Genomic DNA, 12,346 nt, shown 5'->3' on the forward strand with positions numbered 1-12,346 from the left:
CCAAATCGCGGTACAAACCGCAGCTCATCGGGCGGTTGCGGGAGGTCGGCGGTGGGGTCAGCGGAGCTCTTCGAAGGTGCGCTCGAAGGCGAGTGCACCGTGTCCGTCGGCGACCTGGCGGTCGATCAGGTTCTTGATCGGGCCGACGACGTCGAGTGCGACGCCGGCGTCGCGGCTGGCGCGCACGATGGCGTCCAACGCGGCCTTGTGGAAGGCCAGGTGTTGCACGTCCGTGCTGTAGTCGCCGGAATCGATGATCCGGCCGTACTCCGGCATGAGCTGGGCCATCGCCGTGACCCACGCGGTCGCCCGTTCGGCGAACGCGGAGGCCGAGGCGCCGGTGGAGCGCACCAGCGCCGCACCGTGCAGGAAACCGGCGAACATCGCGTACATGTTCGACAGCAGCGCGAAGTCCCAGGTGGACGCGAGACCCGCGTCGTCGCCGAAATAGTCTGCGGCGGCGGCGGATTCGAGCAAGTCGCGGTTGTCGTCGAAGACCTTGCGCGACCCGCTGTACAGGATGGTCGCGCCGGGCTGTCCGATCATCGGCGGCACCGCCATGATGCCGCCGTCGAGGTAGTCGATGCCGTGGCGTTCGGCCCAGCCGGCAAGTTCGCGCGCTTCCTCGGGTGCGGTGCTGGTCAGGTTGATCACCTGCTTGCCCGATAGTTGCTCCGCCACCGGGTCGAGCGCGGAATGCACCGACGCGTGATCGAGCAGGACGACCACGATCACCTCCCCCGCCCGCACGGCCTCGTCTACGGCGACCGTGCCGACCGCGCCTGCCGCGACGAGGTCGGCGTCCTTGCCTGGTGTCCGGTTCCAGACGGTGGTGGGTCGTCCGGTCTTCAGGAAGGCAGACGCCAGGGCCTTGCCCATCGCGCCGAGACCGAGAATCGTCACCGAGGTCTGCTGGATTTCCGCCATCGCGGGTCAACTCCTTGGGGTTGGAAACGTTATGGTCAGCGCGCTGGAATCAACACTGCTCGGACGGCGTTGGGTCGACAAGTACCTACTATTCGGTCGGGTACTTACCAACACGTGTGTGAGCAGCTAGCGAGGTTCGGCGATGGGCGCAAAGAGATCGGGACCATACTTCTGCGGCATCGACGCGGCCATGGACGTGATCGGCGGCAAGTGGAAGGCGCTGATCCTCTGGGAGCTGGAGGCGAACGGTGTGCGCCGCTTCGGCGAGCTGCGCCGCGGCCTGCCCGGCGTCTCGGAGAAGATGCTCATCCAGCAGCTGCGCGAGCTCGAGGAGGACGGCATCGTCACCCGCGAGATCTTCCCGGAGATCCCGCCGCGCGTGGAATACCAACTCACCGAACTGGGTTCGGCCCTCAACCGCGCACTCGAACCACTCGGCGCGTGGGGTCGCGAACGCATCGACCGCATCGGCGCCGACCGCGTCCACGTCACCGTCTGACCTGCCGATTTGGCAAAGTACCCACCAACCCCCTTATGATCATGAACCGCTGGCGACGCCAAGTCGCCAGGCACACAACAGAACACAACACCGGTCCGGGTGGCGGAATGGCAGACGCGCTAGCTTGAGGTGCTAGTGCCCTTTATCGGGCGTGGGGGTTCAAGTCCCCCTTCGGACACAACACTACGCCCGCGGGCGGTCGCGGGCTGGTTTCGGCCACCACTGCCCGGACGGAGGTCCGCGCCTATCCGGCCCGCAGATACGGCTCGAGCAACTGATGGGTGAGCGCACGCACGTGCGCTTCTCGCGCACCGCTCTCGATCATGCGACTGGCCGCCAGGACGATGGACTGGATCAAATCGGACATTGCCTCCGCATCGTCGGCGCCGTGGTCGACGAGCGCTTCGGTCAGCGGCACGCGCAGTTGCTCGTGCAGGATCCTGCTGTCCTCGGCCAGCCGTTCACCCGGGACGACCGCAGCGAGGCCCCGCACGATGGCGTGCTCGCCCACGGCGACCAGATGCAGATTGGCATCGACGTAGGCGAGGACGCGCGCACCCGGATCGTCCAGCCCTGCCATCCTTTCGGCGACGGAGGTGGACCAGCGGGGAAAGCTGTCGGCGATGACGGCCTCCAGCAGGTCCTCGCGGGACCGGAAGTAGCGGTAGACGCTGGGGCGCGCCAGGCCTGTTCGCTCGGCGACAGCGGCCAGGCCCGGCGCTTCGGTTCCTCCTTCGGCGAGAAGTTCGCGTGCCGCGTCCAGGATGGCCCGGCGCTGCGCGGCGCGATGCTCCGCGACGGTGGCGGCCTGGATCTTCGGCATGGGCGAGCACTCCCCTTTGCGACGTGACGGTGCGGCGGGGATCAGTCGATCCGCGTCAGCTTTCCGTCGATCATCTCGTACACGCTGTCGCAATGGCTCAGCACCTCGTGGTCGTGGGTGACCATGACGGTGGCCGCGCGGTGCGCACGGGTCTCCTTCGCGAGCAGTTCGACCACTTCTCGGCTACGAGACCGGTCAAGAGCCGCCGTCGGCTCGTCCACCAGCAGCAGGGCCGGCGCGGTGACCAGCGCGCGGGCGATGCCGACACGCTGCCGTTCGCCGCCGGAGAGCTGGTGCGGCCTGCGGTTCGCCTTCCGCTCCAGACCCACCTCGGCCAGCAGTTGCCGCGGGTCCCGGAAGGCGCGCTCACCGCCGAACTCGACCGGTAGCCGCAATTGGTCGACAGCGGTCAGAGCCGGGATGAGATTACCGGACTGGAAGACGAATCCGACCAGCTCCCGTCGGAGGCGGGCGCGCGCGTTGCGACCGGACACTGTCATATCTTGCCCCGCCACGGTGACCGTTCCCGAATCGGGCCGGGTCAGCGCGCCGGCAACCGCCAGCATGCTCGACTTGCCCGAGCCCGACGGGCCGACCACCGCCACGAATTCGCCGGGGGCGACCGTCAGCGAGACATTGTCGAGCGCCAGTACGGTCTCGTCGCCGTCGCCGAACCGCAGGGTGACCTCGCGCATCACCAGGCCGTCGGCGTCGGAGTCGTCGCCAGCTACGCCGGTCATCGGCTACCTCCCAGTGCGATGAGCGGATCGACGGCGGCGATCCGGACGATGGCGGCGGTCGCTCCGGCCAGACCGAGGACGACCAGCAGTACGGCCGCCAACCCGATCGCGGCGGCGGTCATCGAGAACGGGACGGCCGAGCCGATCAGGCTACCGACGACGACGCCCGCGCCCACACCCACCAGCACCGCGAGTACCAGAATGATCAGCGCTTGGGTGAGTCCGTCGCGCAGCAGGTAGCCGGTGGGCGCACCCATCGCGCGCAGCACGGCGAGTTCCTGCCGCCGCTGGATGGTCCACACGGTGAAGAACGCGCCGACGACCAGCGCCGAGATGGCGTACAAGAAGACTTGGATCATGGTGAGCGTCAGCGTCTCCGCGCTGTAGCCGGGAGATGCGTCGAACGACTTCTTCAGCGCGAAGCTTTTCGTGCCGGCTGCCGTGTCACCGGCCCCGAGGTCCATGTCGGGGTCGGTCGCCTGCACCGCGACGGCGGTGATCTCACGATGGACGTGCTCGGGCACCGGTTCGCCTGGCTTGATTCCGGATCGGATCTGCTGCCACACGGGCAACGGCACGTAGCCGACGTCGACGTGACCGTAGGTGTGCTGGCCGCCGAGCACGCCCACCACTTTCAGCCGCGTCCCGACGCGATCGACGGTAAGAGTGTCGCCGACCCGGAGCCCTTTCTCGATCGCGGTCCGGCTCACCACGATGCCGTTCGCGGCGCCCAATCTCTCCCCTTCGGCTACGGCCGGGGCAAGGAAGGAATCCGGCTCGATGCCGAACAGCGCGAGGTCGATGTCGACGCGGGAATCGCTGCGCGCGTTGACCAGCGCGTTGCCGAAGGGCGCGGCATGTTCGACGCCGGGTTGCGCGGCCCATGTGGCCACCGCGTCTTGGTCGATGACGCTGCGGGAGAACGCGGAATCGGTGTGCACGCCTTCGGCGAAGGCGAAGGAGGTGACGGGCAGCTGTTGCAGTCCTGAAACGCCGTCGCGGACCAGACCCTCGGAGAAGCCGGACAGCATGACCATGAGGACGGCGATCAGCGAGATCACCGCGCCGACCAGGGTGAACCTGACCCAGGCGAAGCGCAGTTCTCGAATGGCTAAGAACATCTCGGCCACCTTCCACGGAAGGTTAGAAACATCATGTCCGCATGATAGCAACACGACGTTTCTAAAAAGGCAGCGGTCATTCCTCGATGCCGCAGGCCTTGTGCCAGCCGAAAGGCATCAGGTGAGCTCGCGCCCCGCGCCGCGCGAGACGTTCGGCGATGTCCATCAGAACTCGCTGACATCCTGGACCGACCTTGAATGCACGTTCGGCTATTGAGAATCTGGCCTGGTCGAATCGACTACTGTGGACCTATCCGCTCGCGGGCGCGGGTCGGATTGCAAGCGAGTACGCCGTTAGCCAGACGAGTGGTCACGGGACGGCACCATGGATGACATACCAATGGGTGGCGGGGAAACCGCCCGGGCGTCGGGGTCAGCGGGGACGTTCGGGCGCTATCGGCTGTTATCGGTACTGGGTCAGGGCGGCATGGGCCAGGTGTGGCGGGCGCATGATTCGCTGACCAACCGGGTGGTGGCGCTCAAGCTGTTGCCCGAGCGCTTCGCCGATGACGAGCAGCTGCGCGAGCGGTTCCGCCGGGAGTGCCGGGCGGTGGCGCAGTTGACCGAGCCGCATGTGATCCCCATCCACGACTTCGGCGACATCGACGGGCGGCTCTATCTGAATATGCGCTTGATCGAGGGCACCGACCTGCGCAAGGTGATCGCCCAAGAAGGGGCCTTGTCGCCGGAGCGGGCAGTGGCGATCGTCGCGCAGGTGGCCGGCGCGCTGCAGGCGGCCCACGACGCCGGGCTGGTCCACCGCGATGTCAAACCGACCAATATCCTGCTGGGGGCCGATGAGTTCGCGTCCCTGATCGATTTCGGGATCGCGCACGCCGCCGACGACCGTACGCTGACCGCGACCGGCGAGACGATCGGCACCGCCGCCTACATGGCGCCGGAGGAGATAGGCGCGGAGGTCAAGGCCGATGCCCGTGTGGACGTGTACGCGTTGACGTGTGTGCTGTACGAGTGCCTGACCGGTCGGCCGCCGTTTGCGAGCACGTTGGGAATGCAGGGCGTGATCGCCCATCACCTGCACACCCCGCCGCCGCGTCCCAGCGCCACTACACCTGGTGTACCGCCTGCGTTCGATGCCGTCATCGCCAAGGGAATGGCCAAAGATCCCGACAATCGTTACCAGACCGTGCGCGAGCTGGCAGCGGCGGCCCGCGCCGCGGTGGGCGATTCCGCGGTCGGCGCCACCGAAGGCGTGGCTGCGCGCCGTGGGCGGCGAAACAGATTGTCGCGCAAGACCGCAGGGCTGCTCGCCGCCGCGGTCGCGGTCGTGGTGGCGGCGGTCGTGGCCGTCGTCCTCGGTGTCCAACGGGAATCAGGCGGCGGCGGTACCTCGCCCACATCTGTCGCCTCGGGTTACTCGTCACAGATTCCGCTGCCGTTTACCGGCGTCAGCCTGCCCACCGGTGTGGCGGTCGACGCGGGGAGCAATGTATACGTCACCGACATGGCTAGCGATCGCGTGCTGAAATTGGCGGCCGGCGCCTCGACGCCGACCCCGCTACCGTTCACCGGCCTGAAGAATCCCCAGGATGTAGCGGTCGACACGGCGGGCAACATATACGTCAGCGACACAAGTAACGATCGCGTGCTGAAATTGGCGGCCGGCGCGTCGACGCCGACCCCGCTACCGTTCACCGGCCTGAAGGATCCCCATGGCGTGGCGGTCGGCACGGCAGGAGATGTATACGTCGCAGACCGGGGTAACGATCGGGTGCTGAAATTGGCGGCTGGCGCGGCGGCGCCGACGACGCTGCCGTTGACGGGGCTCCAAGGTCCGGATGGTGTGGCGGTCGACCCGGCGGGCAATGTGTACGTCACCGAATTGGGTACCGAGCAGGTGAAGATGTTGGCGGCGGGCGCGACGGAATCGACACTAGTGCCGTTCACCGGGCTCAAGGATCCTCAGGCGCTGGCGGTCGACACGGCGGGAGATCTGTATGTCGTCGACTGGGGTAACAAATCGGTGGTGATGTTGGCGGCTGGGGCGTCGACGCCGACTCCGCTGCCGTTCACCGGCCTGAAGAATCCCCAGGGTGTGGCGGTCGACTCGGCGGGCGACGTATATATCACCGATCTTGGCACCGATCCGGTGGTGAGACTCCCGGCTGGCTGAACCACCCATCGGGAAGACAGGGGCGGTTCGACGTCGAACCGCCCGACCCGGATGTCGACCTTGTGGGTTCGGCACCATCGAAGAGCGGTCGAGAAACCAGCACGTGCTCACAACAGAAGGAGTTCTACTCACCGAGTATCGAAACCATCTGGACCGGCGGGATTTCGGCAGCCCGGTACTGGCGTAGACCGATTGAGAGGAGCTGAACCTTGAGCGATCTTTCTCGCCGTGACCTGCTCAGGATATCGGCGGCCGCCGGCGCCGGAGCAGTCGTCGTCTCGGGCCTTACGGCCGCAGACACGCCGGATATCGCGGACGCGAGCGCCCGTGGGATCGAGGCCGCGGACCACCCGAGTGAAAGCCCGGGATGCCCGCCCGCGACGCTGACCGGCCACATCGTCCGCCCGGGTGACGCGTCGTACACGGACGCGCGACTCGGCTGGGATCAGCTCTTTTCTCACTATCCGCTGGTCATCGCCTTCGCACAGGAAACCCAGGACGTGGTGAACGCCCTGACGTGGGCACGGCAGCACGACATCGCGCTGCGGGTGCGGAGCGGCCGCCACGCCCTCGAAGGCTGGTCGAACGTCGACAACGGCATCGTCATCGACGTCAGCCAGATGAAGTCGGTCCATATCGACCCTGGCGCTCGTATCGCGACGGTCGGTGCCGGGCTGAACCAACTGGAAGCGGTGACGACGCTCGCGAAGCAGAACTTTGCGGTCACAACCGGGAGTGAGGGCAGCGTGAGCCTGTGCGGTGCGACGCTCGGCGGTGGCCTCGGGCCCCTCAACCGCTGGCTCGGCATGGCCTGCGACAGCCTGATTGCGGCCGAGGTCGTCGTCCCGTCGGGTGACGACTGCGCCGAGGTGATCAACACGGACTTGCAGCACCACTCGGATCTGCTCTGGGCGCTTCGCGGGGCGGGAAACGGCAACTTCGGGATCGTCACACGACTCACCTATAAGGTGCATCCGCTCGAGCATCTCGCCTCTGTGCAGGCGACATGGGATGGACTCGGGGACCTGTACAGGGTCTTCGAAGCGTGGCAGCGTACGGTACCGTCCGCCGACAGCCGTCTGGGATCCGAGCTCGAGATCCACAAGTCCCAGATCGTGCTGTCCGCGTGGCTTGTGGAGGGGGCAGCGGCCCAGGCCAGAGAGATGCTGGCTCCGATCCTGTCGGTCGGCACGCCTGACGTCTCGGTGCAGGTCGGTAACTGGGGCGACATCTTCGCGGGAGCCCAGGTCCCACTCCCGCAAGAGCCAGCGAACTGGAAGTTCTTCTCGCAGTTCGTCAGAGAGCGGTTCCCGAAGGAGGCGATCGACATCATCGGCGACTTCATGCGAAAGGCTCCCACAGAGGAGAGCAACTACTTCGTCGATGCCTTCGGTGGGGCGATCGAGAAAGAGCCCCCCGGCGGCACGGCGTTCGCGCATCGCGACGCGCTCTTCTACGGCGAGATCGGCGCAGCCTGGGGGACTCGTTCGACACAACCAGGCGTCGGCGACCCGCTGACCTCGCAGGCCCAGGCATGGACCGCCGAGTTCAGCCAGGCCCTGCGACCATACGCGGACGGCGCCTACGTCAACGTGCCGAACGTCGGAACGCAAGAATGGGAGACCGCCTACTGGGGTAGCCAACACTTCGAGCGGCTGCGCAGGATCAAGACGAAGTACGACCCCCACAACGTCTTCCAGTACGAGCAGAGCATCCCGCCCGCGTCACACTGATCGACCACTCCCCCGCAGCGAGCACCGCGCGGATGTCAGCCGGCGAGTCGGCCAATTCACGTATCACGGTGTCGGTGAGTCGATGGACGGTGGGCGGTCAGCAGTCAGGTTGGTCTGGGCCGATCCACGTCCGATCAGGCGTGTGGTGGTTCACCGGTCACGATGTGGTCGGCGTGGTTGAGGCCCTCGCGGACCAGGCGGGCGAGGTGGCCGTCGCGTATGCGATAGATGACGTGTCGGCCCTCGCGGCGGGTCTCGACCATACCGGTGAAGCGAAGTTTGGCCAGGTGCTGGCTGACGGCGGTGCGAGAGGCGCCACAGGCTTCGGTGAGGGCGCTCACGTCGGCTTCACCATCGGCCAGCAGCCACAGGATGTGCAGACGGGTGGAGTCGGACAGCATGCGAAAGGTCGCCGTGGCGGCCTCGAGGTGGGCATGGTCGGCAACGACCGGGTGTTCGAGGCTCGGGGCGGGTTCGGTCGCTGCCGACCTGTCCGTCCTGCTCATGGTTCACCGACTTCCTGCCATCACCTTCTCGGCTCCCGAGGGCGTATCGATCGGCCACATCTGTGCGGCCGTCGCTGCGGCCAGTGTAGCGACGATGGCGAGCGTGATCGCCGCGGCGAACTGTCCGACACCCGCGCCAACCCAGCCCGCGATCGGATAGGCGAGCAGGAAGCATGCGTGTGAGAGGGAGAACTGGGCGGTGAATACCGCTGTGCGCGTTTCGGTATCGGACTGTGAGCGGAGCAGCCGCGCCGCCGGGGTGTTGATCAGCGAGGTCCCCGCACCGAGGGTGATCCAGGCGACCGTCAGCAGCGCCCAGCCCGGTCCCGGCGATGGGGTGAGCCCGGCGATGAACGCGGCCGCCAGCAGCCCGACCGGCAGCAGCGCGCAGCCGGTGAGCATGAATCGGCGGTCGGGCACAGTGGCGAGCAGACGCGGGATCGACAGGGCCACGACCATCGAGCCGCCGCCGTAGCAGCCCAGAGCCAGCGCGACGGCAGAGGCCGGGCCGTCGAGCAGATCCCGGACGTACACAACGGTATTCACCACAACCAGCGCCGTGGCCGCGGCAACGGCGAGGTTCATGGCCAGCAAGCCGCGCAACACGGGGCGCGAGAGCATGATCCGAGCCCCACGCGTAATGCGTTGCACCAATGGGATGGAGCGGTCGGCGGCCACCGGACGCGGAAGCCGGGTACCGACCACCATGATCGCCGACACGATGAATCCCGCCGCAGTACCGAGGAACAGCAAGTTGTAGCCCATGAGCGTCAGCAGCGCGGCGGCCAACACCGGACTCAGCAGGGATTCGAGATCGTAGGCCGACCTCGACAGTGACAGGCCACGCGTGTAGTCCTCCTCATCGACCAGCACAGACGGGATCACCGCCTGGAAAGCCGGGGTGAACGTGGCCGACGCCGATTGCATGATGAAGATCAGCACGTAGATCTGCCAGACATGCGTGACAAATGGCAGCGTGAACGCGATCACCATGCGGATGACATCCGCCGACACCAGCAGCGCGCGCCGGGGCACTTGGTCCGTGAGAGCCGAGATCACCGGTGCCACAGCGACATACGCGACCATCTTGATCGCCAGCGCCGTACCCAGGACCGCGCCCGCATCGCTACCCGCGATGTCGTAGGCGAGCAGCCCCAAGGCCACCGTCAACAGCCCCGTGCCAACCAACGCAACCACCTGGGCAGTGAACAGACGGCGGAACTCGGGGTGCCCCAACACCTCGATCACACGAACCTCCGGCCAACTCGCCTCTGACAGACCGCGACACCATACGACAATATGTGCGCAGTTGCTAACTTATACACATTTGGCAGGCGCCGACGGCCGATGCCACAGCGCCGCTCCGAAGGACGACGGCATATGCTGCCGCCGACCTTCGGCGTCACTACAGGGGAAATGACAATCGCGGCGGCCGGACACCCGCGCTCGGCCGCCGCAGCTCAATGACGATGACTCGCCGGGAATCGAGACAACGAGCTTTCACCGGCACGCCGTCGAGCCCATCGAATGCCGAATCCGGCGAACAACACATGGGCTGCGACTCCCCCGACAGCTATGGCCAGTCCCGCGCCCGCGACCGCGAGCCAGATCATCGCACCCAACAGCAGATGCAGACCGACACCGATCCCGATCAGTAGCAGCGCCGCCCACCGCACCACACCGGAACGACCCCGCAACGGATTACCGTGCCTCACGCGCCCACCCCGGGCTTGCTCGCCGTGACGTAGCGGATCCACGGATGCAGGTCGCCGGAGCCGATCCCCGCGAATCCGGCGTCGGCAACCATCGGCTCGAGCAGATGCAGCGGGTTGTTCGCCATGGCCGGACCGGTCAGCGCCTCGATGAGATGGTTGCCGAGATGGTTCGCCGGCGGCCGGAACTCACCGATCAGCAGCCGCCCACCGGGGCGCAACACCCGCCACATCTCGCTCAATGCGCGAGTACGCAATTCCTCCGGAAGATGATGCAGCATGAGGCAATTCGCAACGACATCGAAGGATTCATCAGCGGCGGACAGCGATTCGGCGACCCCGACGACATAGGTGCAGTTGGTCTCCTTCGTGGTCGCGCGGGCCCGCTCCAGCACCTTCGCCGAGGGATCCACGCCCACGACCGTCCCGGTGTCGACGACCGCGGCCAGGCGGCGCGTCAAATACCCGGTGCCGCAGCCGATATCGAGGACATGGTCGCCGGCGCGCGCACCACTCAGTTCAGCCAATCGCCGGTACACCCGGCCGCGCCGTCCACCGAAGAACACCGCACCGAAGACGTCGTAACCGGCGCCGTGATCGATGGTGAGTCCGTCGGTACCGGGATCGGGGTTGTTGTGCAAGAGATGTCCGAGGCCCATGGTCCGCTCCTTAACTTAGTGACGACTAAGATGACTTTAACTTAGTCTCAACTAAGTTAATCCGCAAGGGTCGATACCATGACGACATGGCCCGCACTCACTCCTCACCCCCCGGTCGGCCCCGCACCCGCCTCAGCGCCGCCGACCGGCGCGCATCGATCATCGACGCGGCCACTCAGGCATTCGCCGAGTCGGGCTACCAGCGCGCAACCATGGGCCAGATCGCCACCCGCCTCGGTGTCACCGAGCCCGTGGTGTTCCAGAACTTCGGCTCGAAAACCGGGCTCTACGCCGCCGTCGTGGCACATGCCACCGGCCAGATGGCCGCGATGATGCGCGAACTCGCCGAACACAGCGACTCGATCGGCGGGCTGCTGAGGCAATTGCTGAGCCCCGACCACATCGACGAACTGCACGCCCCCGGTTCGCTCGGCGTCATCTTCGCCGATGCCATGACTCTCACCGCCGAACCCGCGATCGGAGCGGCCGTCCGCGCGCATGTCGGCGAACTGGCCGATGTGCTGGCCGAGGTGATCGCACGCGGTCAGCGCGATGGTGAGCTGCGCGCCGACCTCGACCCCGAGTCCACCGCCTGGCTGGTGCTGTCGTTCCTCTCCGCGCACCCGTTTCGCTCCGCGGTCATGCCCAACCGACGGCACCTCGAAGAACACCTTGCCGCGATGACTCTGGGCATGCTGCTGAATGAGGGTGCATCACCTTCGTAAAGGAGCGCGATTCAGGTAGCCGACTACTGCATCATGTGGTGAATGGGATTACAGCCTGGCAGATGCTGCATCGCACAGCCGCAGTGCCCAGTGGCGCGACGATTCTGGTCCATGGCGCCAACGGTGGCGTCGGCTCGACACTGGTCCAGTTGGCCCGTGCGGCGGGGATCCGGGTTCTCGGCACGGCCTCGCCGCGCAACCGTGCCGCGGTCGAGGCACTCGGCGCGAACTGGATCGATGACCGCGGCGACGTGGCCGCCGAGGTCATGGCGCTGGCCCCGGCCGGGGTCGATGCCGTGTTCGACCATGTCGGGGGCCCGGGCATCGTCGACTCGTTTCGGCTGCTCGCCACCGGCGGCACCCTGGTCTCTTACGGCACCGCCTCGACCCGTGACGTCACGGGCGACTCACGCCTGCCGGTACTGAAGCTGTTCGCCCGGCTGCTGTGGTGGAACGCGCTGCCCAACCGCCGCCACGCCCACTTCTTCAACATCTGGGCGGGCAAGCGCAATACAGAACGATTCCGTCGCCGGATCGCCGAAGACCTGGGATCGGTGTTCGCGCTCGCCGTGCAGGGAACGCTACGCCCGCAGGTCGCCGCTCGCATTCCGCTGACGGAAGCCGCACGCGCGATGGCACTGGCCGAGTCCGGCACGGTTACCGGCAAGGTCGTGCTCGTCCCGGGCCTCGAAGCTTGAAAGCCGTTTTCATCCCGCATCATTCGGAAAACTCTCCTGCCCCAGCGTCTGCGCACGCCTGATCGCACC

The 12,346-nt window shown here is 66.7% G+C and carries 12 protein-coding genes and 1 tRNA gene; 6 read left to right on the top strand and 7 right to left on the bottom strand.

Going from position 1 to position 12,346, the window contains the following annotated elements; translation table 11 throughout:
- Window positions 1-57 precede the first annotated feature (57 nt).
- The gene (locus NX1_RS08695) at window positions 58-927 is read right to left on the bottom strand and encodes an NAD(P)-dependent oxidoreductase (RefSeq protein WP_068056428.1); all 870 of its coding nucleotides are present in this window, start codon (window positions 925-927) and stop codon (window positions 58-60) included.
- A gap of 142 nt (window positions 928-1,069) precedes the next feature.
- Between NX1_RS08695 and NX1_RS08700 the strand changes: the two genes are divergently transcribed.
- Both NX1_RS08700 and NX1_RS08705 read left to right on the top strand, forming a co-directional pair.
- Window positions 1,070-1,426 carry a winged helix-turn-helix transcriptional regulator gene (locus NX1_RS08700; RefSeq protein WP_068056429.1) on the top strand — a complete coding sequence of 119 codons (357 nt, stop codon included), beginning with the start codon at window positions 1,070-1,072 and terminating at the stop codon, window positions 1,424-1,426.
- Between the two features lie 93 nt (window positions 1,427-1,519).
- Window positions 1,520-1,604, top strand: a tRNA-Leu gene (locus tag NX1_RS08705).
- 66 nt (window positions 1,605-1,670) lie between these two features.
- Here NX1_RS08705 and NX1_RS08710 read toward each other — a convergent pair.
- Genes NX1_RS08710 through NX1_RS08720 form a run of 3 tightly spaced genes read right to left on the bottom strand, consistent with a single transcriptional unit; the run spans window position 1,671 to window position 4,110 of the window.
- Window positions 1,671-2,249 (bottom strand): TetR/AcrR family transcriptional regulator, encoded by a 579-nt coding sequence (locus NX1_RS08710; RefSeq protein WP_068056431.1) that lies wholly within the window; start codon window positions 2,247-2,249, stop codon window positions 1,671-1,673.
- Window positions 2,250-2,290: 41 nt separating this feature from the next.
- Entirely contained in the window at window positions 2,291-2,989 is a 699-nt protein-coding gene (locus NX1_RS08715) for an ABC transporter ATP-binding protein (RefSeq protein ID WP_068056433.1), read from the bottom strand.
- Window positions 2,986-4,110, bottom strand: coding sequence for an ABC transporter permease (locus NX1_RS08720; protein ID WP_068056741.1), 1,125 nt, complete (start codon window positions 4,108-4,110; stop codon window positions 2,986-2,988). Before NX1_RS08720 ends, NX1_RS08715 begins: the two co-directional genes overlap by 4 nt.
- 340 nt (window positions 4,111-4,450) lie before the next feature.
- Between NX1_RS08720 and NX1_RS08725 the strand changes: the two genes are divergently transcribed.
- Together NX1_RS08725 and NX1_RS08730 are read left to right on the top strand one after the other, a co-directional pair.
- Window positions 4,451-6,244, top strand: a complete 1,794-nt coding sequence (locus tag NX1_RS08725; protein WP_245668397.1) for a serine/threonine-protein kinase PknD — start codon at window positions 4,451-4,453, stop codon at window positions 6,242-6,244.
- Window positions 6,245-6,453: 209 nt separating this feature from the next.
- Entirely contained in the window at window positions 6,454-7,977 is a 1,524-nt protein-coding gene (locus NX1_RS08730; protein WP_068056437.1) for an FAD-binding oxidoreductase, read from the top strand.
- Window positions 7,978-8,111: 134 nt separating this feature from the next.
- On the opposite strand, the gene NX1_RS08735 is transcribed toward NX1_RS08730, so the two are convergent.
- The 3 genes from NX1_RS08735 to NX1_RS08745 form a co-directional block, all read right to left on the bottom strand.
- The gene (locus tag NX1_RS08735) at window positions 8,112-8,483 is read right to left on the bottom strand and encodes an ArsR/SmtB family transcription factor (protein ID WP_068056438.1); all 372 of its coding nucleotides are present in this window, start codon (window positions 8,481-8,483) and stop codon (window positions 8,112-8,114) included.
- Between the two features lie 3 nt (window positions 8,484-8,486).
- Window positions 8,487-9,731 (bottom strand): MFS transporter, encoded by a 1,245-nt coding sequence (locus tag NX1_RS08740; RefSeq protein ID WP_068056440.1) that lies wholly within the window; start codon window positions 9,729-9,731, stop codon window positions 8,487-8,489.
- Between the two features lie 463 nt (window positions 9,732-10,194).
- Window positions 10,195-10,854 carry a class I SAM-dependent methyltransferase gene (locus tag NX1_RS08745; RefSeq protein ID WP_068056442.1) on the bottom strand — a complete coding sequence of 220 codons (660 nt, stop codon included), beginning with the start codon at window positions 10,852-10,854 and terminating at the stop codon, window positions 10,195-10,197.
- Between the two features lie 86 nt (window positions 10,855-10,940).
- On the opposite strand from NX1_RS08745, the gene NX1_RS08750 reads away from it, so the two are divergent.
- Entirely contained in the window at window positions 10,941-11,579 is a 639-nt protein-coding gene (locus tag NX1_RS08750; RefSeq protein WP_068056445.1) for a TetR/AcrR family transcriptional regulator, read from the top strand.
- Window positions 11,580-11,641: 62 nt separating this feature from the next.
- Window positions 11,642-12,277 (top strand): zinc-binding dehydrogenase, encoded by a 636-nt coding sequence (locus tag NX1_RS08755; RefSeq protein ID WP_245668398.1) that lies wholly within the window; start codon window positions 11,642-11,644, stop codon window positions 12,275-12,277.
- Window positions 12,278-12,346: the final 69 nt, after the last annotated feature.

This window comes from Nocardia xishanensis NBRC 101358, assembly GCF_001613365.1.
GTDB lineage: Bacteria > Actinomycetota > Actinomycetes > Mycobacteriales > Mycobacteriaceae > Nocardia > Nocardia xishanensis.

Coding starts and splice junctions, on each gene's coding strand:
- NX1_RS08695 (WP_068056428.1), bottom strand. CDS start 927: ATGGCGGAAATCCAGCAGACCTCGGTGACGATTCTCGGTCTCGGCGCG.
- NX1_RS08700 (WP_068056429.1), top strand. CDS start 1,070: ATGGGCGCAAAGAGATCGGGACCATACTTCTGCGGCATCGACGCGGCC.
- NX1_RS08710 (WP_068056431.1), bottom strand. CDS start 2,249: ATGCCGAAGATCCAGGCCGCCACCGTCGCGGAGCATCGCGCCGCGCAG.
- NX1_RS08715 (WP_068056433.1), bottom strand. CDS start 2,989: ATGACCGGCGTAGCTGGCGACGACTCCGACGCCGACGGCCTGGTGATG.
- NX1_RS08720 (WP_068056741.1), bottom strand. CDS start 4,110: ATGTTCTTAGCCATTCGAGAACTGCGCTTCGCCTGGGTCAGGTTCACC.
- NX1_RS08725 (WP_245668397.1), top strand. CDS start 4,451: ATGGGTGGCGGGGAAACCGCCCGGGCGTCGGGGTCAGCGGGGACGTTC.
- NX1_RS08735 (WP_068056438.1), bottom strand. CDS start 8,483: ATGAGCAGGACGGACAGGTCGGCAGCGACCGAACCCGCCCCGAGCCTC.
- NX1_RS08745 (WP_068056442.1), bottom strand. CDS start 10,854: ATGGGCCTCGGACATCTCTTGCACAACAACCCCGATCCCGGTACCGAC.
- NX1_RS08750 (WP_068056445.1), top strand. CDS start 10,941: ATGGCCCGCACTCACTCCTCACCCCCCGGTCGGCCCCGCACCCGCCTC.
- NX1_RS08755 (WP_245668398.1), top strand. CDS start 11,642: ATGCTGCATCGCACAGCCGCAGTGCCCAGTGGCGCGACGATTCTGGTC.